The 21,846-nt window shown below is 74.3% G+C and carries 20 protein-coding genes and 1 riboswitch; of the genes, 8 read left to right on the top strand and 12 right to left on the bottom strand.

The window, feature by feature from the left end; all coding sequences use genetic code 11:
- Positions 1-14 precede the first annotated feature (14 nt).
- The 4 genes from OG774_RS00550 (at position 15) to OG774_RS00540 (ending at position 3,012) form a co-directional block, all read left to right on the top strand.
- Complete coding sequence (locus OG774_RS00550; RefSeq protein ID WP_328306004.1) at positions 15-1,223, top strand: trans-sulfuration enzyme family protein; 1,209 nt, start codon at positions 15-17, stop codon at positions 1,221-1,223.
- On the top strand, positions 1,220-1,357 hold the full coding sequence (locus OG774_RS29765) for a putative leader peptide (RefSeq protein WP_442873926.1): 138 nt from the start codon (positions 1,220-1,222) through the stop codon (positions 1,355-1,357). The genes OG774_RS00550 and OG774_RS29765 overlap by 4 nt, the downstream gene beginning before the upstream one ends.
- Before the next feature lie 81 nt (positions 1,358-1,438).
- Positions 1,439-1,912: an OsmC family protein gene (locus tag OG774_RS00545; RefSeq protein ID WP_328306003.1), complete on the top strand. Its 474-nt coding sequence runs from the start codon at positions 1,439-1,441 to the stop codon at positions 1,910-1,912.
- 119 nt (positions 1,913-2,031) lie between these two features.
- Positions 2,032-3,012, top strand: coding sequence for an isopenicillin N synthase family dioxygenase (locus OG774_RS00540; RefSeq protein ID WP_328306002.1), 981 nt, complete (start codon positions 2,032-2,034; stop codon positions 3,010-3,012).
- A gap of 413 nt (positions 3,013-3,425) precedes the next feature.
- Here OG774_RS00540 and OG774_RS00535 read toward each other — a convergent pair whose 3' ends face one another.
- A complete protein-coding gene (locus OG774_RS00535; protein ID WP_328306000.1) occupies positions 3,426-3,653 on the bottom strand; it encodes a hypothetical protein in 228 nt (75 codons plus the stop codon).
- A 360-nt stretch (positions 3,654-4,013) separates the two neighbouring features.
- On the opposite strand from OG774_RS00535, the gene OG774_RS00530 reads away from it, so the two are divergent.
- Positions 4,014-4,796, top strand: a complete 783-nt coding sequence (locus OG774_RS00530) for an enoyl-CoA hydratase-related protein (protein WP_328305999.1) — start codon at positions 4,014-4,016, stop codon at positions 4,794-4,796.
- Between the two features lie 92 nt (positions 4,797-4,888).
- Here the strand turns inward: OG774_RS00530 and OG774_RS00525 are convergent, their stop codons facing one another.
- Together OG774_RS00525 and OG774_RS00520 are read right to left on the bottom strand one after the other, a co-directional pair.
- Positions 4,889-5,113: a hypothetical protein gene (locus tag OG774_RS00525; RefSeq protein ID WP_328305998.1), complete on the bottom strand. Its 225-nt coding sequence runs from the start codon at positions 5,111-5,113 to the stop codon at positions 4,889-4,891.
- A gap of 34 nt (positions 5,114-5,147) precedes the next feature.
- Entirely contained in the window at positions 5,148-5,888 is a 741-nt protein-coding gene (locus OG774_RS00520; RefSeq protein ID WP_328305997.1) for an alpha/beta fold hydrolase, read from the bottom strand.
- A gap of 110 nt (positions 5,889-5,998) precedes the next feature.
- Here OG774_RS00520 and OG774_RS00515 point away from each other — a divergent pair, with 110 nt between their 5' ends.
- Positions 5,999-6,964 carry a quinone oxidoreductase family protein gene (locus tag OG774_RS00515; protein WP_328305996.1) on the top strand — a complete coding sequence of 322 codons (966 nt, stop codon included), beginning with the start codon at positions 5,999-6,001 and terminating at the stop codon, positions 6,962-6,964.
- A gap of 49 nt (positions 6,965-7,013) precedes the next feature.
- Here the strand turns inward: OG774_RS00515 and OG774_RS00510 are convergent, their stop codons facing one another.
- The 3 genes from OG774_RS00510 to lepA form a co-directional block, all read right to left on the bottom strand.
- Positions 7,014-8,990 carry an FAD/NAD(P)-binding protein gene (locus OG774_RS00510; RefSeq protein ID WP_328305995.1) on the bottom strand — a complete coding sequence of 659 codons (1,977 nt, stop codon included), beginning with the start codon at positions 8,988-8,990 and terminating at the stop codon, positions 7,014-7,016.
- Positions 8,991-9,103: 113 nt separating this feature from the next.
- Complete coding sequence (locus OG774_RS00505) at positions 9,104-11,032, bottom strand: DEAD/DEAH box helicase (RefSeq protein ID WP_328305994.1); 1,929 nt, start codon at positions 11,030-11,032, stop codon at positions 9,104-9,106.
- Positions 11,033-11,176: 144 nt separating this feature from the next.
- Positions 11,177-13,087, bottom strand: a complete 1,911-nt coding sequence (gene lepA, locus OG774_RS00500; protein WP_328310695.1) for a translation elongation factor 4 — start codon at positions 13,085-13,087, stop codon at positions 11,177-11,179.
- A gap of 180 nt (positions 13,088-13,267) precedes the next feature.
- Between lepA and rpsT the strand changes: the two genes are divergently transcribed.
- Positions 13,268-13,561, top strand: a complete 294-nt coding sequence (gene rpsT / locus OG774_RS00495; protein WP_328305993.1) for a 30S ribosomal protein S20 — start codon at positions 13,268-13,270, stop codon at positions 13,559-13,561.
- A gap of 169 nt (positions 13,562-13,730) precedes the next feature.
- Here rpsT and holA read toward each other — a convergent pair whose 3' ends face one another.
- On the bottom strand, positions 13,731-14,765 hold the full coding sequence (gene holA, locus OG774_RS00490) for a DNA polymerase III subunit delta (protein ID WP_328305992.1): 1,035 nt from the start codon (positions 14,763-14,765) through the stop codon (positions 13,731-13,733).
- A gap of 159 nt (positions 14,766-14,924) precedes the next feature.
- Positions 14,925-15,040, top strand: a riboswitch (SAM riboswitch).
- A gap of 14 nt (positions 15,041-15,054) precedes the next feature.
- On the opposite strand from holA, the gene thrC reads away from it, so the two are divergent.
- The gene (gene thrC / locus OG774_RS00485) at positions 15,055-16,314 is read left to right on the top strand and encodes a threonine synthase (RefSeq protein ID WP_328305991.1); all 1,260 of its coding nucleotides are present in this window, start codon (positions 15,055-15,057) and stop codon (positions 16,312-16,314) included.
- A gap of 171 nt (positions 16,315-16,485) precedes the next feature.
- Here the strand turns inward: thrC and OG774_RS00480 are convergent, their stop codons facing one another.
- From OG774_RS00480 to rsfS, 5 genes are all read right to left on the bottom strand, one after another.
- Positions 16,486-18,867 carry a ComEC/Rec2 family competence protein gene (locus tag OG774_RS00480; RefSeq protein ID WP_328305990.1) on the bottom strand — a complete coding sequence of 794 codons (2,382 nt, stop codon included), beginning with the start codon at positions 18,865-18,867 and terminating at the stop codon, positions 16,486-16,488.
- A gap of 26 nt (positions 18,868-18,893) precedes the next feature.
- On the bottom strand, positions 18,894-19,922 hold the full coding sequence (locus tag OG774_RS00475; protein WP_328305989.1) for a ComEA family DNA-binding protein: 1,029 nt from the start codon (positions 19,920-19,922) through the stop codon (positions 18,894-18,896).
- Positions 19,923-20,087: 165 nt separating this feature from the next.
- On the bottom strand, positions 20,088-20,819 hold the full coding sequence (gene octT / locus OG774_RS00470; RefSeq protein ID WP_328305988.1) for a diglucosylglycerate octanoyltransferase: 732 nt from the start codon (positions 20,817-20,819) through the stop codon (positions 20,088-20,090).
- A complete protein-coding gene (locus tag OG774_RS00465) occupies positions 20,816-21,433 on the bottom strand; it encodes a histidine phosphatase family protein (RefSeq protein ID WP_328305987.1) in 618 nt (205 codons plus the stop codon). The genes octT and OG774_RS00465 overlap by 4 nt, the downstream gene beginning before the upstream one ends.
- Positions 21,430-21,828, bottom strand: a complete 399-nt coding sequence (rsfS, locus tag OG774_RS00460) for a ribosome silencing factor (protein ID WP_328305986.1) — start codon at positions 21,826-21,828, stop codon at positions 21,430-21,432. Before rsfS ends, OG774_RS00465 begins: the two co-directional genes overlap by 4 nt.
- Between the last annotated feature and the right edge of the window lie 18 nt (positions 21,829-21,846).

Below are 21,846 nucleotides of genomic sequence, written 5' to 3'. Positions count from 1 at the left end.
AGACGATCCGCGGCGTGGCCGACCCCCGCCCGGACAAGGAACGCCCCGAGTCGCTGGGCTTCGCGACCCAGGCCGTGCACGCCGGCAACGCCGTCGACGCCGGCAGCGGCGCGATCCGCACGCCGTTGGTGATGGCGAACTCCTACGCGCTGCCCGAGGACCCCTCGGAGCTGTCGTGGTCGGGGTTCGACGTGCCGCTCTACACGCGCAACACCGGCGCCAACCAGCGCGCGCTGCAGCAGAAGCTCGCGCACCTCGAGCAGGGCGAGGACGCCGTCGTGCTCGCGTCGGGCGTCGCGGCGCTGCACGGGGTGTTCTTCACGTTCCTGCGCACCGGCGACCACGCGGTGGTCTCCGACGTCACCTACGAGGCGTCGTGGCGGCTCTTCGCCGACATCCTCCCGGCGCGCTACGGCATCGAGGCGACGTTCGTCGACACCAGCGATCCCGAGGCCGTGCGCGCGGCGATGCGGCCGACGACGCGGCTCGTGCACACCGAGGTGATCGCCAACCCGACGACGCGGGTGTGCGACGTCGCCGCGATCGCGGAGATCGCGCACGAGGGCGGCGCGCTGCTCTCGGTCGACTCGACGTTCACCCCGCCGCCGCTCTACCGCCCGCTCGCCGACGGCGCGGACCTCGTCGTCCACTCGCTGACCAAGGTCATCAACGGGCACGGCGACGCCATGGGCGGGGCGGTGATCGGGGCCCGCGAGCACATCGACGCGATCCGCGCCGAGGCGATGGTCGACGTCGGCGGCGTGGTGTCGCCGTTCAACGCGTGGCTCATCGCGCGCGGGGCGATCACCCTGCCGCTGCGGCTGCGCCAGCACCTCGCCTCGGCCCAGCGGGCCGCGGAGTTCCTCGCCGGCCACCCGGGCGTCGCCTACGTCGCGTACCCGGGGCTCGCCGGCCATCCGCAGCACGAGCTCGCGACCCGGGTGCTCGGCGGGCGGGGGTACGGCTGGATGCTCGCCTTCGCCCTCGACGGGGACGCCGACCGGCAGAACCGCTTCGTCGCCGACCTGCGCGTCATCACCTCGGCGGTGTCGCTCGGCCACGACGAGAGCCTGATCGTGCACGTCGGGACGACCGGGGCGCGGGCCGCGCACTGGCCCGAGGAGTTCCGGCGCTACGGGCACCTGCGGTTCTCCGTGGGCCTGGAGGACCCCGACGACCTGATCGCCGACCTCGACGCCGCCCTGGCCACGGTCGGTAGGTGATCGAGCTCGCTGGGTACTGGTCCGGTTGTGCGCGATCGGGTAGGAAGGTGATCGTGGGCTTCGGTGGCGGACTGGTGCGACGTCTCCACGTCGACCTCTGCCGGCTCGCGACGTGCACCTGTCGTCGCGGCTGATCTGCCCGCGTCTCTCCCCCTTCTCACGCCCGCCCGTCACGCGCGTCCGGGCGCTCCCCCACGCCTCCAGAGAGGTCCCCCATGGCTGTTCGCCCCAAGGAATCCGTCGTCCCGTTCGCCCTGCACGGCGAGGGCACCGGCGTCGCGCAGGAGCTGACCGCCGGCGGTCACGTCTTCACGACCGACGCCTACCCCGCCTTCGGCGGCGCCGACGAGGCCCCCAGCCCGCTCTTCTACGCGCTCGGCTCGCTGACCTCGTGCAACCAGGTCACCGCCGCTCTCGTCGCCAAGGACCTGGGCATCCAGCTCGGGAAGTGGACCTTCGACATCCAGGGCGACCTCGACACCGCGGTGCTCGTCGGTGGCGCCGAGGGCAACGCGAACTTCGACAGGGTCGAGGTGCGCGCGACCGTCGAGACCGACGCCAGCGAGGAGCAGTTCGCCACGCTGATCTCCGAGACCGCGCGCCGCTGCCCCGTGACGCAGCTCTTCCAGCGCTCGGGCCTGGAGTTCGAGAACAACTGGACCCGCGCGGAGCTGCCCGCCGCGGTCTGACGGGCCCCCGAGATTCGGGACGAACGGGCCGTTCGCTGCCTCTGTCGCAGCGAACGGCCCGTTCGCTTCTCCACGACAGCACGATGCGACCGCCCACGCCGGTGCGGGAGCCTGGGGACGTGACCGGTCTCCCCGTCCTCGACCTCGCCCGCTTCCGCTCCCCCGAGCGGGACGCGTTCCTCGACGACCTGCGCCGCGCGGCCCGCGACGTCGGCTTCTTCACCGTCGTCGGCCACGGGATCGCGCCGGAGCTGACGGCGCGCCTCGACGAGGAGGTGCGGCGGTTCTTCGCGCTGCCGCTCGAGGAGCGCCTCGCCATCGAGAACACCGCCTCGCCGCACTTCCGCGGCTACAGCCGGGTGGGCACGGAGCGGACCGGCGGCGAGGCCGACCAGCGCGAGCAGATCGACGTCGGGCCCGAGCGGTCGCCGGTGCGGCACGGGGAGGCGCGGTACTGGGGGCTGGTCGGGCCGAACCAGTGGCCGCCGGCGCAGCCCGCGCTGCGCGACGCCGTGCTCGCCTGGCAGGACGAGGCGCTGCGCGTGAGCCGGGAGATCCTCCGCGCGCTGGCGGCGTCGCTGGGCCGGCCCGAGGACCACTTCGACCGCTGGTTCGACGACGAGTCGCACCTGCACCTCAAGGTCGTCCACTACCCCGGCGGGGCGTCCACCGGGCAGGGCGTCGGCGCGCACAAGGACTACGGGTTCCTCGCGCTGCTGCACCAGGACGACGTCGGCGGGCTGCAGGTGCAGGTCCCGGGCACCGACGAGTGGCTCGACGCCGCGCCCGTGCCGGACGGCTACGTCGTCAACATCGGCGAGATGCTCGAGGTCGCGACGCGCGGCTACCTCACCGCGACCCGCCACCGCGTCGCGAGCCCGCCGCCGGGCGTCGACCGCTACTCGGTGCCGTTCTTCCTCGGCCCGCGCCTCGACGCCGTCGTCGAGCCGGTGGACCTGCCACCGGAGCTCGCGGCCGAGACCGCGGACTGGGACCCGAACGACGACCCCGACAACCCCCTGCTCGCGGCGTACGGCGAGAACGCGCTGGTCGGCTGGCTGCGCTCGCACCCGACGGTGGCGGCGCGCTTCTGGAGCTGAGCGCCGGCCTCCATTCCGCGCGACGGGCACCTTCGGCCGGTTAGAGCGGCGAGGGCCACCCTTCGCCGGAACGACCACGCCCACGACGGGCACGTTCCGCATGATCGACCGCTGGATCCGGCTGCGGAACGTGCCCGTCGTGGCGGCCCCGCAACGCATCCTGCGCTGGCGCTCACGCCGCTGAGGTGCGTCCCGTGGGTCGGGATGAACCGGCCGACCTCGCGACGCTGGTATGCCACGGGGGTCGTGCAGGCGCGCGCACGTTGCGCCAGAAGCGGTCGAAGCGCAACGCGGACGCCGTGGAACGCGCGGCCCGTGACCTCGAAGATGCCGCTCGTGATCTCGAGCGCCACCTCCGTGGCGCGCAGTGACCGTCGCGACGCGCACCTCGTGCTCCCCGCGCGTCCGCTCGGTCACCGCCGGGTGGGCAGCGGGTGGCGGCGCAGGTCGTCGCGCAGCCGCGCCAGGGCCGTGGCGACCTCGGCCGCGATGCGCTCGGCGTCGCGGTCCCAGTGCTCCGCGCCGGCGCCGTCGCGGGTGACCTCGCGCCGGACGAGGCCGTCGAGGTCGGTCAGGAGCTCGGCGACAGCGGCGCCCCGTGGACTGAACCGGGGGCTGAAACGGGGGATGACGGTGGCCATGCGGGGTTCCTCCGGTGGACCTCGGCGGGCGCGGTCGGGGCGCACGGCGAGGAGGTGTGGACCAGGGCGAGCAGCGGTGCGCGACGACACAGGTCGTCGAGCAGGCGCGTACGAACGGCCCGGAAGGGCGTCATGTCGACTCCGACGAGCAGGAGGGCGGCACCCGGGGATCACCCGGGCGGTGCTCATGCGGTCAGGATCGACAGATCGCGGCGGAGGTCCGGCAGAGATCGACATGACGGCGCCACGCGTGCCACACGGTGGTCGGCGCCTCGGTCACGGGACAGGACGGTACGCATGGCCGACGCCCCGGCGCCACCACCGTGTGAGCGAGATCGGTCGGCTGCCACAGTGACGGCCATGGACGACGAACTGGTGCACCTCGAGGTCTCGGGCGGCATGGCGACGATCACGCTCGACTCGCCGCGCAACCGCAACGCGCTCTCCGCGCAGGTCCGCCGGGAGCTCTCCGCCCACCTGGACACCGCGACAGTCGACGAGACGGTGCGCGTCATCGTCCTGACGCACACCGGGCCCGTGTTCTGCTCGGGGATGGATCTGCGCGAGTCGCGCGGGGCGGGGTCGGACGACCAGGGCGTCAACGAGTTCCCCGCGATCCTCAGCACGCTCTGGACGTCGGACACGCCCGTCATCGCCCGTGTCGCGGGCCCGGCACGCGCCGGTGGCGTCGGTCTCGTCGCCGCCTGCGACATCGCGGTCGCCGTGCGCGAGGCGACCTTCGCGTTCACCGAGGTGCGCATCGGCGTCGTCCCCGCAGTGATCTCGTCGGTGGTGCTCCCCCGCCTGCTCCCCCGCGCCGGCAGCGAGCTGATGCTCACCGGCGAGACGTTCGACGCCACGCGCGCCGAGGCGGTCGGCCTGATCAACGCCGCTGTCGACGCCGACGGTCTCGACGCCGAGGTCACCCGCTACGCCGACATGCTCGCCCGGGGCGGGCCCCGCGCCCTCGCGGCCACCAAGGCACTCCTGCGCCGCGACCGGGGGGAGCACCTGCAGCAGGACCTCGAGGCGATGCTCGGGCTCTCGGCCGAGTTCTTCGCCTCCGAGGAGGGCCAGGAGGGCATGGCCGCGTTCGCGGAGAAGCGGGCGCCGTCCTGGGTGCCGGGCCCGGCGGCCGAGTGATCCCTCGTCAGACGAGGTTGACGACGACCACCAGCACGAGCAGGGCCAGCAGCGTGGCCGTGACCCAGATCCGCGCGACCCGGCGGTCCACCTCAGGCCTCGGGCGCGGTCGTGGCGTCGGTGCGCCGCCGCTCACGCCGCTCCTGGGCCTCCAGGCGGGCGGCCACCGAGCGCTCGACGACCGTGTCGATGATCGCCGCCGCGCCCCAGCACACCGGGCCCACGACGGCGACGACGAGGACGACCTGGACGGTGAAGTCGAGCTGGGTCAACCACAGCTCGACGCCGTCCCACCAGGTCGCGACGGCACGCAGCACGTGGTCGACGGTACGCGGGGCACCGGGGCCCCGGTCAGCGGGCCAGGAAGTCCTCGACCAGGGGCGCGACCAGGTCCACGCGGCTGATCAGCTCGGTGTGCTTCGTGCGCGGGAGGACCGCGAGACCGGCGTCGGGGATCGCCTCGGCCATCGCCACGGCGGCGTCGACCCGGACGAAGTCGTGGTCGCCGATCATCAGCAGCGTCGGCGCCGTGATGCGCTCGAGGTCGGCAAGCGACCAGTTCTCCTCGGCGGTGACGATGGGGTCCAGCTTCGCGGCGACGGTCTCGAAGCTGCTCAGACCGTGGCGCTCGTACTCGGCGAACATCGCGCCGAACTCGGCCTCGGTGGGCATGCGGGTCGACGTCGCGTACTGCGAGGGGTCGTGGATCTCGGCGTGGTAGTCGTCCTTGCGCCGGTGGACGGCCCCGAGCACCAACCGGTCGACGCGGTCGGGATGGCGCACCGCGGTCTCGAGGGCCACGAGCCCGCCCCAGCTGAACCCGAGCACGTCGGCACGCTCGAGACCGAGGTGGTCGAGCACGCCGACGACGTCTCCGGCCTGGTTGGCGAGGGTGATGTCACGGTCGACGTCGGCGGTGCGGCCGTGCCCCTGCAGCTCGACGGGGACGAGGCGGCGGGTCGGGCGCAGGCGGGGCATCAGCGCCCCGAAGCTCAGGTCCAGCGTCATCATCCCGCCGTGCAGCAGCACCAACGGCGTGCCGGTGCCGTGGTCCTCGTAGTAGACGTCGATACCGGGCAGCTGGGCGTACACGGGTCCTCCAGGAGGTTCTCGGTTCGTTTCGGGGCTCTCACCGATGGAACTGCGTCCGCCCACCGAACTCATCGGGCATCGGGCAAGTCGTCCCGGATAGGTTGCGGGGCATGTTCGCGGTCTACGCCTCCGAGCCCAACGCCGACGACCCGATCGCCTCCCTCGTGGTGGGCGAGCGGCCCGATCCCGACGTCCCCGAGGGCTGGGTACGGGTCAAGGTCGAGGCGGCGAGCCTCAACATGCACGACCTCTGGACCCTGCGGGGCGTCGGGATCAAGGAGGACCAGTTCCCGATGATCCTCGGCTGCGACGGCGCCGGGACGCTCGACGACGGCACGCCCGTCGTCCTGCACTCGTTGATGGGCGACCCGGACTGGAAGGACGACGAGACCCTCGACCCGAAGCGCAAGATGCTCACCGAGTGGGCGCAGGGCAGCTTCGCCGACTACGTCGTCGTCCCGAAGCGCAACGCACTCCCCCGCCCCGAGGGCATGACCGCCTCCACGGGCGCGGTCATGGGCACGGCCTGGCTGACCGCCTACCGGATGCTGTTCACGAAGTCCGGGCTGCGCGGCGGGCAGACGATGCTCGTGCAGGGCGCCTCCGGCGGTGTCTCGACGGCGCTCATCCAGCTCGGCCGCGCGGCCGGAATGCAGGTGTGGGTCACAGGTCGCTCCGACGAGAAGCGCGAGCTGGCCCTGCGTCTCGGCGCACACCAGGTCTTCGAGTCGAACGCGAAGCTCCCGGGCAAGGTCCAGGCGGTGTTCGAGACCGTGGGCGAGGCGACCTGGAAGCACTCGCTGCGCTCGCTCGTCCCGGGCGGCACGATCGTCTGCTCCGGCGCGACCTCGGGCAACGCGCCCAGCGCCGACCTCGCCCAGGTCTTCTTCCTGCAGAAGAACGTCGTCGGCTCGACGATGGGCACGCTCGCCGAGCTCCGCGACCTGCTCGAGTTCGTCGCGGCCACCGGCATCGTCCCGGAGATCGGCCAGGAGATCCCGATGGCGGACGCGAAGGACGGGTTCCAGTCGATGCTCGACGGCGTCACGGCCGGCAAGATCGTCTTCACGCGCTAGTCCCACGTGAGCGATCTTCACGGCTATCACCGTGAAGATCGCTCACGGGTCAGGCGGAGAGGCGGCCCTCGGCGGGCGCGGACTCGGCGAGCTGGGTGAGGACCGCGCGGGCGAGGGCGTCGTTGGCCCGGAAGCTCAGCGCGTTGGTGTTCGGGCGCGTGAAGGCCCCGGGCAGTCGGACGTTGGTGTGCGGCCCGATCGCGAAGCGGCACGGGTCGGGCCGGCCCTCGGCGTCGACGAGGCGGAAGTCCGAGGTGCGCACCCGGACGAGGCCGGTGTTGTGCAGGGTGACCGCGGCGCCGGAGTGCGCGACCGCCGCGTCGGCGGCGTGCACGGCCGTCGCGGAGTCGGTGTGCTCCTCGCGCAGGGTCTCCTCGTCGAGCAGGCCCTCGGCGTGGAGCCCGGCGAGCATCGGGTCGTCGCTGCGGCTCACGCTCGGGGAGGACAGGCGCGCCTCGACGAACGTCCGCGCCGTGACCGCGACGCGGGCCAGCGAGGCGCTGGTGGCCCGGAAGCCGCCGTCGACGGGGTGCACCTGCACGCCCGCGCCGAGGAAGACGACGTAGCCCGCGCGCGAGAGCGCGAGCAGCTGGCGCAGCCGCGGTCCGGGCGGGCCGCTCGCCAGCGAGCTGAAGAAGTTCTGCCACCATGCGAGGTCCTGGGCCCGCGAGCGCGGCGTCAGGGCCGGCGTACCCGCGAGCTCCGCGACCTGCGCGAACACCGACAGCAGGCCGACGAACGCCCCGAGCTCGGCGGTGTAGCGGTCGTCGACGTGGCGCGCGAGGTCGTCGAGCACGTAGGACCGCAGGCTCTCCTGCAGGCTCGGGAGATCCGGCGCGCTGACGTCGTCGAGGGGGCGGTCCATGCGCTCGAAGTCGAGGCGGTCGGAGGGGTCGGGCACGAACCCGGCGACCAGCTCGTGCATCGCCGGGGTGTACCAGTCCAGCGCGGCGAAGCGCAGGGCGAAGTCGTCCCACACACCGCGCACGCGGTCGGGGTGGCCGGCGAAGAGCTCGTGGTAGTACGCCCAGCCGACCTCCTTGGCCATGAGCGGCCACACGTCGCGGCGCAGGTCGACCGACCCGCGACGGACGAACCCGGCGATCTCCTCCGGGCCGAGGAACCGCGGCAGCGGGGGCCGCGGTCCGCGCAGCGCGTACTCGGTCTTCGCGTGGTACGGCACCCCTCGTCCCGACCCGACGTGCACGACGGGCTCGCGGCCGGAGGGCTCGTAGTCGAGCGTGCCGTCGCCGCGGTCGTGGAAGCGGCCGCCGCGGCCCTCGAAGAGCAGGACCATGAGGTCGATGAACGCGAGGCCCATCCCGCGCGCGATCACCGTCTCCCCCGCCGGGATGCGGTCGAGGTCGGAGTCGGTGGTCTGCTCGGGCGGGAAGTAGCGCAGGCCGTGCTCGGCGGCGTGCGCCGCGAGCGCGGCCTCGGCCTCCGTCGGCGCCGCGTCGAGGTGGCCCGAGGCGAGCACGAGCACGTCGGCGGGCAGCTCCGGAGGCTTCTGGTCGGAGTCGCCGTCGAGCAGCACGACGTCCGGCGCGCCGCGTCGCAGGCCCACCGCCCGCGTGCGATGGCGGTGCACCCGGACCTGCGGCGGGAGGGTGGCGAGCACGCGTCGCAGCACGAAGTCGAGGTAGTGGCTCTGCAGGCGCCGGGTGGCGAACGTCGCCGGCCCGAGCGCGCGGAGCTCGTCGCCGACCGGCCCGTCCGGCACCGACTCGCCGTCGAGCTCGCCGTCGCGGACCGCCACGGCCCAGTCGTAGAGGGACGGGCCGGGAACGATCGGGCCCTCACAGCGCACGCTGTCGTCGGTGAACATCGTGACGTCGGCGGCCATGGAGTTCATCCACAGCAGCGCCGACTGGTCCTCACGCCAGATGCGTCCCGCGCCGTCCGGGTAGGGGTCGACGAGGTGGACGTCGAGATCCTCGACGAACTCGGGCGCGCTCGCCGCGAGGCGTTCGAGCACGCCGGTCCCGCGAGGCCCGCCCCCGACGATCACCACCGATCGCGTCATGACGCTCCCTCCGCGTACTTCCACGGTAGGTCCGCGCCCGGGGCCGGGCCACTCCGCGCTCCGCGCCTGTGAGCGCTTGCACGTGCGCACGCACGAGAGCGCAGCGCGGAACCTCAGCGGCGGGGGCGGCTCGGGCGCGAGGACGGGCTGGCCGCCTCGGCGCCCGACGCGCGACGCAGGCCCATCGGGCGACCGGCGACGCGGGCGCGCTGCAGGCGCTTGACCACGTGCCCCGGCACGTCGGCCGGGAGCTCGACCAGCGTGTGGTCGGGCCGGATGTCGATGTGGCCGATGTGCTGCGAGTCGAGGCCGGCCTCGTTGGCGATGGCGCCGACGATCGCACCGGGACGCACCCGCTGGTTGTGGCCGACGTCGATCCGGTAGGTGTCGGTGCCCGAGCCGACGGTCCACTCGGGCGCCTTGCCGCTGCGACCCTGGCCGCGGTCCGGCTTGCCGCCACCCTCGCGCGGGCTGCGCTTCTCGCCGCGCGGCGGCGCGGCGGGCAGGTCCTCGACGAGCAGGGGCTTGGTGCCCTGCACCATCTTGGCCAGCGCGGCCGCCAGCTCGAGGGGGTCGGCGCCGGTCTCGGCGACGTAGTCGCCGACGATGCCGCGGAAGACGTCGAGCGGGTCGCCGCCGGTGACGGTGCCCTCGAGCGTGCCGGTGATGCGCTCGGCGAAGCGACGCTTGCGTACCGCGTTCACCTCGTCGGTGCCCGGCACCGACATCTCCTCGGCCTTCTGCTTGGTGGCCGACTCGATCATGCGCATGGTGCGGATCTGGCCGCGGGTGACGAACGAGATCGCCTCGCCGCTGCGCCCGGCCCGCCCGGTGCGCCCGATGCGGTGCACGTAGGACTCGGAGTCCGGCGGCAGATCGTGGTTGACGACCAGCGAGATCCGGTCGACGTCGAGCCCGCGGGCGGCGACGTCGGTGGCCACGAGGACGTCGATCTCACCGCTGCGCAGACCGTTGATGGTCTTCTCGCGCTGCGGCTGCGACAGGTCGCCGGAGATCGCCACCGCCGAGAAGCCGCGCCGGTTGAGGGCGTCGGTGACGTCGGTGGTGTTCTGGCGGGTGCGCACGAAGACCAGCGCGGCGTCGAAGTCCTCGACCTGCAGGATGCGCGCGAGCGCGTCCGCCTTCTGCCGCTCGGGCAGCACGACGTAGCGCTGACGAGTGTTGATGCCCGTCTGCGTCTTCGACTTGATCGACACCTCGGCCGGCGAGTTCAGGTGCCGGCGCGAGACCTCGCGGATGGCGCCGGGCATGGTCGCCGAGAACAGCGCCACCTGACGGTCGGCGGGCAGCAGCTCGAAGATGGCCTCGACCTCTTCGAGGAAGCCCATCTGCAGCATCTCGTCGGCCTCGTCGAGCACGAAGTGCGCGACGCCGGACAGATCGAGGGTGCGCTTCTCGAGGTGGTCGGCGATGCGACCGGGGGTGCCGACGACGATCTGGCCGCCGCGCCGGAGCCCGTGCAGCTGCGGGCCGTAGGGCGCGCCGCCGTAGAGCTGGACCACGTTGAGCCCGGGGACGCCGGCGCCGAGGCGCTCGATGGCCTCGGCGACCTGGATCGCCAGCTCGCGGGTGGGCGTGAGGACGAGGGCCTGCACGCGCCGCTGCGCGGGGTCGATCGCCGAGAGCATCGGCAGCGCGAACGCGGCGGTCTTGCCGGTGCCGGTCTGCGCGAGGCCGAGCACGTCGCGGCCCGACAGCAGCAGCGGGATGGTCTCGGTCTGGATCGGGGTCGGGGTGTCGAACCCGGACTCGACCAGGGTGGGGAGCAGGCGCTCCGCGACACCGAGCGCGGCGAACCCGGTGGCGGGCTCGTCGGGGGTGGCGTCGACGGTGGCGTCGTCGTCTTCGGTGGTGTCTTCGGACGCGTCGACGGTCGGCTCCTCGGAGCCGGTGGCGTCGGGGGTCTCGGCGACGGGGGCGTCCTCGGCGGACGTCGCGTCCGCGGGGCTCTCGTCGGTGGAGTGGGAGATCACGTCGACGAGCTCGACGTCGTGATCGGACAGGACAGCAGCGTTGGTCACAGATCTCTTTCAGGAAGGGTGCGGCGGACACGTGAGCTGTCCGCGGACCCGGTGACACGCAGGGTCCTTCCCAGGCCGACAGCTCGGCGTTGACAACCAGTCTACGCGAGCGGTTGTTCCCCGCCGATCACCGGCGGCGCCCCACTACTTCTTCTTGGCCTTGTCCACCGCGTTCTGGTCGGTGGACAGGGCCGCGACGAAGGCCTCCTGCGGGACGTCGACACGGCCGATCGTCTTCATCCGCTTCTTGCCCTCCTTCTGCTTCTCGAGCAGCTTGCGCTTGCGGGTGATGTCCCCGCCGTAGCACTTGGAGAGCACGTCCTTGCGGATCGCGCGGATCGTCTCGCGCGCGATGATCTTCGCGCCGATGGCGGCCTGGATCGGCACCTCGAACTGCTGGCGCGGGATGAGCTCGCGCAGCTTCGTGGCCATCGAGTTGCCGTACGCGTAGGCGGCGTCGCGGTGCACGATCGCCGAGAACGCGTCGACCGGCTCGCCCTGCAGCAGGATGTCGACCTTCACGAGGTCGGCGGCCTGCTCGCCGGCGGGCTCGTAGTTCAGCGACGCGTAGCCGCGGGTGCGCGACTTCAGGATGTCGAAGAAGTCGAAGATGATCTCGGCGAGCGGCATCGTGTAGCGCAGCTCGACGCGGCTGTCGGACAGGTAGTCCATGCCCTCGAGCTGGCCGCGCCGCGACTGGCAGAGCTCCATGATCGGGCCGACGAAGTCCGACGGCGCCAGCACCGAGACCTTGGTGATCGGCTCGAAGATCGTCGCGACCTTGCCCTCGGGCCAGTCGGCGGGGTTGGTCACCTCGGCCTCGGAGCCGTCGTCCAGCTCGAGGCGGTAGACGGTGTTGGGCGCGGTGGAGATCAGCTCCAGCCCGTACTCGCGCTCGAGGCGGTCGCGGGTGATCTCCAGGTGCAGCAGGCCGAGGAAGCCGCAGCGGAAGCCGAAGCCCAGCGCCGCCGACGTCTCGGGCTCGTAGGACAGGGCGGCGTCGTTGAGGCGCAGGCGGTCGAGCGCGTCGCGCAGCAGCGGGTAGTCGGTGCCGTCGATGGGATAGAGCCCGGAGTAGACCATCGGCTGCGGGTCGCGGTAGCCGCCGAGCGGTTCCGTGGCGCCCTTGCGCTCCCACGTCACCGTGTCGCCGACACGGGACTGCCGGACGTCCTTCACGCCGGTCATGAGGTAGCCGACCTCGCCGACGCCCAGGCCCTGGCAGGGCTTCTGGTCCGGCGAGATGATCCCGACCTCGAGCAGCTCGTGCACGGCGTTGGTGGACATCATGCGGATGCGCTCGCGCGGGGTGATCTTGCCGTCGACGACGCGGATGTAGGTGACGACGCCGCGGTAGGTGTCGTAGACCGAGTCGAAGATCATTGCGCGGGCCGGCGCGTCGGCGTCGCCCACGGGCGCGGGCACCCGGTGGACTACCGAGTCGAGCACCGCGGGGACGCCGTCACCGGTCTTGGCGCTGATCCGCAGGATGCTGTCGGGGTCGCAGCCGATGAGGTGGGCGATCTCGGCGGCGTAGCGCTCGGGGTCGGCGGCCGGCAGGTCGATCTTGTTGAGCACGGGGATGATCTCGAGGTCGTGCTCCATGGCCAGGTAGAGGTTGGCCAGGGTCTGCGCCTCGATGCCCTGCGCGGCGTCGACCAGCAGGATCGCGCCCTCGCACGCGGCGAGCGAGCGGCTGACCTCGTAGGTGAAGTCGACGTGCCCCGGGGTGTCGATGAGGTGCAGCACGTGGTCGCGCACCTCGCCGTCCGGGCCGGCGGCGCACCAGGGCAGGCGCACGTTCTGCGCCTTGATCGTGATGCCGCGCTCGCGCTCGATGTCCATGCGGTCGAGGTACTGGGCGCGGTAGGCCCGGTCCCCCAGCACGCCGGTCATCTGCAGCATGCGGTCGGCCAGCGTCGACTTGCCGTGGTCGATGTGGGCGATGATGCAGAAGTTGCGGATACGGTCCGGCGGCGTGAACGTCTCGTCGGCGTAGCCCTTCGTGCCCGGCCGTCCGGGGTTGCTCGCGGACTGCTGGGTGGTCTGGGTCAACGGGATCCTCACGTCTCGCACGGTCGGGCTCACCCGCCATCGTCCCACGACGCCGCTCCGGGGCCGGTCGGCGGAGCGTCGAGGTGAGGTTGGTAATCTGGGCGGCACTGCGTGGTGCGGTCGAGCGCCCCCGCGCGCTCCCGTGCACAGAACTCCGACGGACGAAGGTTCGAACACCCCGTGGCGAACATCAAGCAGCAGGTCAAGCGCAACCGCAAGAACGAGGAAGCGCGCCAGAAGAACAAGGCGGTCAAGTCGCGCATCAAGACCGCGATCCGCCGCTACCGCGAGGCCACCGAGGCCGGCGACGTCGACCTCTCCGGCGAGCGCCGCCGCGAGGCCGGCCGGCTGCTCGACAAGGCCGTCAGCAAGGGCGTCATCCACAAGAACCAGGCGGCGAACAAGAAGTCGCGCATGGCCCACCGCGCCGAGCGCTTCACGGTGGACGCCAAGGCGGGCAAGACCCCGGCCTGAGCCACTCCAGCAATCACAACGGCCCGTCCCCGGTTCGCCGGGGACGGGCCCCCATCGGTGTGCTCCTCTTGACCTCGTGGGCGGGCGCGGCACGGGCCCGTGCAAGCCCTGCGTCCACGCTTGCACTGGGTGCCAGGAATGCCGCGTCGATCACGACCGCGCCGGCAGCTCAGCGCCGCGAGCTCCCGCGGGCCGCGAGGACCTGCTCGACGGCGTACTCCAGGGCGTAGGCCGGGTCGGCGGCGGCGCCCTTGACGTTCGCGTTGAGGTCGGCCACCACGCCCATCGCCCGCGTGAGCCCCTCGTCGGCCCAGCCCCGACCCTGGCCCTGGGCCTTGCGCACCTTCCACGGCGGCATCTTGAGCGACGACGCCATGGCGTACGGGTCGCCGCGGCCGGCGGCGTTGACCCGCGCCACGGTGCGCACGGCGTCGGCGAGGGCGTCGGCCAGCAGCACGTGCGGCACCCCGGTCTCCAGCGCCCAGCGCAGCGACTCGAGCGCCGCCGTCCGGTCCCCCGTGATCGCCCGCTCCGCGACCGCGAACCCCGTGACCTCGGCGCGGCCCCGGTGGAAGGCGCGCACGGCGTCGGCGTCGACCTGGCCGCCCGAGTCCGACACGAGCTGCGACGCGGCCGCGGCGAGCTCGCGCAGATCCGAGCCCACGGCGTCCATGAGCAGCCCGAGCGCCTCGCCGGTCATCCGCCCGCCGGCCTGGCGGACCTCGCTGCGCACGAAATCGGCGCGCTGGTCGTCGGAGAGCCCCGCCGCCGAGGCCTCCGTGGCCCCGGCGCTGCGTAGGCCCTCGAGCAGCGCGTCACCCTTCGCGCCGCCCCCCTTGCCGCCCTTGGCAGGCGGCTTGCGCGCCTTGCCCCCCTTGGGCGGGCCGCGGTGCACGACGACGAGCGTCACGCCGTCGCTCGGGGCGCGGGCGTAGTCGAGCAGCAGCGTGGTGACCTCGGCGCTCGCGTCGTGGGCGTTCTCGATCACGACCACCCGCGACTCGGCGAACAGCGACGGGCTGACGAGCTCGCCCAGCACGCCCGCGGTGATCTCGCCGACCGGGAGGTGCGCCACCTCGACCGCGGGATCGGTCTCGCGGGCCGCGGTGACAGCCCGCGCCACCGCCCGCTCGACCAGCAGCGACTCGTCGCCGACGACGAGGTGCAACGGCGCGGTGACCTCGGGCGCGCTCGTGGGGCTCACGGACCGATCGTGTCACGTGGGTCCGACGACCCCGGGGGGCGTGCTGACGTGAGGGGCGCCGTGAGCGACGTCTCGCCTCGGCGCGCTCGGTGGTCGAGGTGTGACCCGTGCCGTAATGTGCTCCGGCGGGCGTCCAGGGGGCGCTCGACAACCGAATACGGCTCATCCAGAGGGGTAGAGGGAACGGCCCGACGACACCCCGGCAACCGGCGCAGCGCGCTCCGCACGCAGCGATCACGGTGCCAATTCCGACCCGTTCGCGGGGAAGATGAGGAAGGATTTTCCTTTCATGACGCTCACCGCCCAGCCGACGACGACGTCGTTCGATCTCGGCCCGGCCACCGCTCTCGCCTGTCGCGCCTGCGGCCACCGCATGGACCTCGCCGCCGAGTTCGCCTGCCCGCAGTGCTTCGGGCCCCTCGAGATCGCCTACGACTTCGGCAGGGTCACCCGCGAGGACATCGAGCGCGGACCCCGCAGCATCTGGCGGTACAGGTCGCTGCTGCCGGTGCCCACCACCGTCGAGTCGCACCCGAACATGGACCCGGGCTGCACCCGCCTGCTGCGCGCCGACCGCCTCGGCGCCGAGCTCGGCATCCGCAACCTGTGGGTCAAGGACGACACCGGCAACCCGACGCACTCCTTCAAGGACCGCGTCGTCGCCGTCGCCCTCGCCGCCGCCCGCGAGCTGGGCTTCACCACGCTCGCGTGCCCGTCGACCGGCAACCTCGCGAACGCCACGGCCGCCGCCGCGGCGCGCGCCGGCTGGGACTCGGTCGTGCTGATCCCCGCGTCGCTCGAGCGCGCCAAGATCCTCATGACCGCGGTCTACGACACCAACCTGCTGGCCTGCGAGGGCACGTACGACGACGTCAACCGCCTGGCCACGGAGCTCGCCTTCGACCAGGAGGACTGGGCGTTCGTCAACGTCAACGTCCGGCCCTACTACGCGGAGGGCTCGAAGACCCTCGGCTACGAGGTCGCCGAGCAGCTGGGCTGGCGCATCCCGGCGCAGACGGTCATCCCGATCGCCTCGGGCTCGCAGCTGACCAAGGTCGACAAGGCCTACGGCGAGCTGATCGCGCTCGGACTCGTCGACGACGCCGAGTACAAGGTGTTCGGCGCCCAGGCCGCCGGCTGCTCGCCGGTGTCCACCGCCTTCCGCGAGGGCACCGACGTCGTCCGTCCGCAGAAGCCGGACACGATCGCCCGGTCGCTGGCCATCGGGAACCCCGCCGACGGGCCGTACGTGCTCGACGCGGTGCGCCGCTGCGGGGGCTCGATCTCCGACGTCACCGACGAGGAGGTCCGCGACGGCATCCGGCTGCTCGCCCGCACCGAGGGCGTGTTCGCCGAGACCGCCGGCGGCGTCACCGTGGCCAACGCCAAGAAGATGGTGGAGTCCGGCGAGCTCGACCCGGACGCCGACACCGTCCTGCTCATCACCGGCGACGGCCTCAAGACCCTCGACGCCATCGAGCACCAGGTGGGCCCGAAGGCGACGATCCCGGCGACGTCGAAGGCGGTCCGCGAGGCGCTGGGGCTGTAGCGGCCCGGCCGCCGAGGCCCTCCCGGGCAGGGCATGCTCCGCACCCTCCCGACGTGGCGGGCGTCCGCCGACGGATGACCCGACGGATGACTCCACGTGGTGGGCGACGCTTCGATTTCCGAAGCGTCACCGGAACCTCGACGCAGGTACCGGCCCTGCGTCGTCCCGCGCTCACCGTCGCCTCGGGTCCGGTCGCGGATCGCCGCGGGCGACGACGGCGGGGCCGGCGCGGGGGTCGGCGCCGACCACCACGGCCAGGTCGCCCGACTCGTCGGTGCGCCGGACGAGGGCGCCGCTGCCGGCGAGCAGGCCCACCACGCCCGGGTTCGGGTGCCCGTAGGTGTTGCCTCGTCCGACGCTGACCAGCGCCAACGAGGCCCGCGCCGCGGTGAGGAAGGTCGGCAGCGACGACCGCGAACCGTGGTGCGGCACCTTCAGGATCTCCGCGTGCAGGTCGCCTGCCGTCCCGAGCAGTGACGACTGGGCCGACCTCTCCGCGTCGCCGGGCAGGAGCACGCGACCGACGGGGGTGTGCGCCCGCAGCACCACCGACGTGTCGTTGACCGCGCTCCCGTCCTCGCCGTCGACGTGGGCGACGGTGCGGACGGGGCCGAGCACCTCGAGCACCAGGCCGGACCAGCGCAGGACGGTCCCGCGCCCGAGGCCGACCAGGGGCGCGCGGGCGATCGCGGTCCGGCGGGTGACCTGCGCCAGGGTGTCGGCGGGCTCGCGCGCCGGCCCGAGCGCGACCCCACCCACCGCCCGGCCCGCGAGCGCGCCGGCGAGGCCGCCGACGTGGTCGGCGTGCAGGTGCGTCAGCACCACGAGGGCCAGCGACCGGACGCCGAGGCGGGCGAGGCAGCCGTCGATCGCGCCCGCGTCGGGGCCGACGTCGACGAGGACCGCTCGGCCGGGCTCACCGGTGGCCAGCACCAGGGCGTCGCCCTGACCGACGTCGCACGCCACCAACGACCACCGCGCGGGCGGCCACCCCGGCGGCACGACCCGGGTCGGCACGAGCACCAGCAGCGCGCCGACCAGCACCGCTGCCACCACTGCCCGCAGCCGGCGCCACCGCAACGCCGCCCCGACGAGCAGCACCACGGCGGCGAGGGCGAGCGCGCCCGGCACCCCGCCCGGCCACGCCAGCGTCGCGCCCTGGACGGCCGCGCACCGCCGGGCCACCCACACCAACCACGACACTCCCGGCCCCGCGAGCCACACGAGCGCCTCGGCGCCCCCGGCCCACCACGGCGCGACCGCGGCGGCGAGCACGCCGAGCACCGTGACCGGCGCGATCACCGGCGCGGCGAGCAGGTTGGCGACGACCGCGACGAGGCTGACCTCGCCGGACAGGCCCGCGATCACCGGCGCGGTGACCACGTGCGCGGCGACGGGCACCGCGAGCGCCTCCGCGATCCCGGGCGGCACCCCGCGGGCCCGCCACCGCGCGACCATCCCCGGCGCGAGCAGCACGAGCGCCCCGGTGGCGAGCACCGACAGCGCGAACCCCGGATCGGTGGCGAGCCCCGGGTCGACGAGCAGCAGGACGATCACGGCCGCGCACAGGGCCGGCACCACCGACCGTCGCCGACCCACCGCGAGCGCGAGCACCGTGACCCCGCCCATCACCGCCGCCCGCAGGACGCTCGGGGACGGCCGGGCGAGGACGACGAAACCGACGAGCGCCAGGGCCGCCAGGGCGGCCGCGGTGCGCGGACCGGCCCGCGCGAGGCGTGCGAGCAACAGCACCGCGCCGCAGATGATCGCGACATTGGTCCCGGACACGGCCGTCAAATGGGTCAGGCCGGCGGTCCGGAAGTCGTCGGCGAGCCCCGGCGAGACGCCCGCCGTGTCGCCGACCACGAGGCCCGGGAGCAGGCCCGCCGGGTCCTCGGCGAGCACGGCGCGGGCGGCGTCGCGGAGCCCGCCCCGCAGGTCGCCCGCGACCCGTTGGACCAGCGGCACCGGCCCGACCTCCCCGGGCGGCCCGCGGACCTGCAGGACCGCGACGGTGAGGTCCGCGCGATCGGGCGGACCGAGCCGGCCCCGAGCGGCGACGACCTGGCCCGGCAGCAGCCCCGCCCAGTCCTCGGCGGGCGCGAGGAGCACCACCCGTCCCCCGGCCCGCCACGGCACGCCCGCCCCGACCTGCCCGCCCACCAGCTCGCCCCGCACCACCACCCGGCCGGGCCCCGGCACCGCCGACCGGACCGGGCGCGGGTCGGCGGTCACCACGACGTCGAGTCGCGCGGACACCCCGTTCCCGGTGGCCGGGCGCAGGGGATGGCTCGCGACGGCGAAGGCGCCGAGCCCGGCCACCAGGCCGACCGCCGCCGCGCACCCGCCGGTCGCGAGGACCACCGCACGCAGCCCGGGCCGGGACCCCGTGCCCGCGGGCCGACGCGCGGCGACCACCGCGGCCGTCGCGCCGGCGAGCACCAGCACCGCCGCGGCACCCCACCCGGCGGTCAGCGCGGCGATCGCGACGCCCCAGGACGCGAGCGCCGCGGGCACCAGGCGCAGGTCGGGCGGCGGCAGCTCCGGGTCCACGAGCGCCGGTGGTGGACGCCGGGCGCTCACACCGCGACCAGGTCGCGCAGGGTCGCGAAGCGGGCGTCGCCGATGCCGCTGACCTCCTGCAGCTGCTCGACGGCCGCGAACCGCCCGTTCTGCGTCCGCCACTCGAGGATCCGCTGGGCGGTGACCGGGCCGACGCCGGGCAGCTGGTCGAGCTGTTCGAGGGTGGCGGTGTTGAGGTCCACCCGCCCGCCGGGTGCGCCGCCCGCTCCCCCCGACCCGCCACCCGACCCCGGCGCGGCCCCGCCCGCGGCGGCTCCCGCCGGCGGCGTGACCGGCGTCGGGACACCGACGACCACCTGCTCGCCGTCGGTGACGCGCGCGGCGAGGTTGAGCCCGGTGAGGTCGGCGTCGGGCGTCGCACCTCCGGCGGCGTCCACGGCGTCGCCCACCCGGCTGCCGGGGGCGAGCCGCACCAGCCCGGGCCGGGCGACGCGCCCGGACACCGAGACCACGAGCGGCCCGGCGTCGGCGGGCGCCGCCACGGGCAGCACCGGACCCGCTGGTGGGGCTCCCGCGACCAGGGGCAACGACGGCACCGGCTCCGGCACCGGGCGCTCCGCCCACACGCCCACGGCGGCGACCACCGCCGCCACGGCCGCGACCGCCGCGAGGGCGAGCGCACCGGTCCGGCCCGGGTCCCAGCGCGCGCCGGCCCAGGAGGCGGGCAGCCACCGGGCCACCCATCGCTGCGCCCGCCGGCCACGCTCCGGCGGGTCCCACGCGCTGGCGCGCGCCGCCCGCGGCGGATCGTCGTCCTCGTCGTCCCACCACTCCGGCTCGGGGTCGGCGGCGGGCCGGGAGCCGCCGACCGGCACCTTGAGCCGCGCCGCTGGCGTCCCCGGCGGCGCGCCCGGCCAGCCGACCCGCACCGGCCCGTCATCGCCAGGACCGCCGGGGTCGGGCTCGCCGACCTCGACGTCCTCCGGCCCGCCCCACCCCGCCGCCGAGGAGGAGCGCCCACGGCCCTCGAGGGAGCGGAGCCGGGTGCGGGCGCCGCCGGTGGCGGGCGCGGACGGGTAGCGCATGCCCGGGACGCTAGGAACGCGCCGGCCACCCGGGACAGCACGCGGGAGCCGCCTGGGGACGACGGGACGGGATGGGGACGGACACCGGTCACGGCGGGCGCGCTCCGCACCCGCCCGGCCCACGGCGCTCGGCCCCTCGGACCGCGGCCCCCTCGCGCACAGGCCTCAGCCCCTGTCGGCCAGGGCCTTCTCCACCGTGCGGCCCACCGCGTCCCCCACGGCCGCGTGTGCCGCCCAGCCCCAGTGGATGCCGTCGGGGTTGCCGTGGCCACGCAGGACGTGGTCGGCCACCAGGGGCACCGGGTCGACGAGCGCGACCCCGCTCCGGGACGCCCACGCGGTGAGCGCGGCGACGTGCCGCTCCCGCCCGGCGTGCACGCCGCCGTAGGCCGGCGCCCGGTGCACCGCGGGCAGCATCCCAACGACGGGCAGGCCAGGGACCAGCGTCGTCACGGCGACGCGCAGGCGCTCGAGGTGCCGCACGGTCTCCCCCGGCGGCAGCGCCACCGGTCCGGCGGCGCCGAGCAGGCGCGCCGCCCGCGGCGTCAGCCACCCGTGCGCGTCGCGGACGGCCCGCCGTAGCGGGGCCGGGCGCAGCGCCGGGATCGTCTCGCGCAGCGCCGTCGGCACCGGCGACGGCAGCGTGTCCATGCCGCCGACGCCGAGGACCACCGCGTCCGCGTGCCGCAGCGACGCCCAGATCCGCGGGTCGCCGACCATCGCGCGCCACGCGTGTCGGGCGGTCCACCCGAGGCCGGCATGCAGCTCGGCCCGTCCGCCGACCACCGACGCGGCGACGTGCGGCCACAGCCGCGGCTCGTCGGCCGGCTCGGCCCGGCCGGGCCCGTGGAACGACAGCGAGTCGGCGATCACCACGAGCACCGGACCGGAGCTCACGTCGCCGCCAGGCCCCAGGCCCGCAGGCGCCACCGGTCGAACCGCTGCTCCAGCACGGCCCACGCGCAGTTGTGCAGCGGCTGCAACGAGTGCCACGCCTGCACCGGCCAGCCGAGCGTCGAGGCCGTCAGCGCGCTGATGGTGCCGCCGTGCGCCACCACCATCGCGGTCTGCCGCTCGTCGGTGTCGGCCAGCTCGTCGTTCAGTTCGGCCAGCACCGGGAGGGCCCGCTCGGCCACCTCGACCCGGGACTCCCCGCCGGGCGGCGCCCACTCCGGGTCGCTCCCCCACGACGCGAGCCCGCCGGGCCAGCCGGCCTCCACCTCGCCGCCGGTCAGACCTTCCCAGTCGCCCAGCGCCGTCTCGCGCAGCCGCCCGTCGGGACGCGGGACGAGGCCGGCCTCCTTGGCGATGGCGTCGGCCGTGCGCCAGGCCCGGACCTGGTCGGACGCCACGAGCAGCACCGGCTCGTACGTCGCGAGCACCGGCGCCGCGGCGAGGGCCTGGGCACGGCCGGTGTCGTCGAGGTCGGGGTCGAGACGACCCTGCATCCTGCTCTCGGCGTTCCAGGTGGTCCGACCGTGCCGGACCAGGACCAGCCGGTGCAGGCTCACTCGCCGGCGGCGGTCTGGTCGCGGGGCGGCCCGTACACCTCGTCCGGCAACGTCAGCGCCGGGCAGTCCTTCCACAGCCTCTCGAGGCCGTAGAACTCGCGCTCGTCGCCGTGGAACACGTGGACGACGACGTCGCCGAAGTCGAGGAGCACCCAGCGGGCCTCCTGCGTGCCCTCGCGGCGCACGGGCTTGGCGTCGAGCGCGCGCAGCTTCTCCTCGACGTTGTCGACCACGGCCTGCACCTGGCGCTCGTTGGGCGCCGAGGCGATGACGAAGCAGTCGGTGAGGGGAAGCCGCTCGGACACGTCGATGGCGACGACGTCGTGGGCGAGCTTGTCGGCAGCGGCGAGTGCGGCGGTCTCGGCCAGACGGCGCGCGCGATCGGTGGCGGGCACGAAACCCTTCGAGGTCAG

Origin of the sequence: Actinomycetospora sp. NBC_00405 (assembly GCF_036044095.1) — a bacterium.
Taxonomy (GTDB): Bacteria; Actinomycetota; Actinomycetes; order Mycobacteriales; family Pseudonocardiaceae; genus Actinomycetospora; species Actinomycetospora callitridis.
Note: the sequence above shows the minus strand (reverse complement) of the source record. Positions and strands in the feature narration are given on the sequence as shown.

Bases quoted from the DNA above. Each gene is read 5' to 3' on its own strand.
- OG774_RS00515 (WP_328305996.1), top strand. From the start codon at position 5,999: ATGTTCGCGGTCTACGCCTCCGAGCCCAACGCCGACGACCCGATCGCC.
- OG774_RS00545 (WP_328306003.1), top strand. From the start codon at position 1,439: ATGGCTGTTCGCCCCAAGGAATCCGTCGTCCCGTTCGCCCTGCACGGC.
- OG774_RS00535 (WP_328306000.1), bottom strand. From the start codon at position 3,653: ATGGCCACCGTCATCCCCCGTTTCAGCCCCCGGTTCAGTCCACGGGGC.
- thrC (WP_328305991.1), top strand. From the start codon at position 15,055: ATGACGCTCACCGCCCAGCCGACGACGACGTCGTTCGATCTCGGCCCG.
- OG774_RS00510 (WP_328305995.1), bottom strand. From the start codon at position 8,990: ATGACGCGATCGGTGGTGATCGTCGGGGGCGGGCCTCGCGGGACCGGC.
- OG774_RS00530 (WP_328305999.1), top strand. From the start codon at position 4,014: ATGGACGACGAACTGGTGCACCTCGAGGTCTCGGGCGGCATGGCGACG.
- OG774_RS00475 (WP_328305989.1), bottom strand. From the start codon at position 19,922: ATGCGCTACCCGTCCGCGCCCGCCACCGGCGGCGCCCGCACCCGGCTC.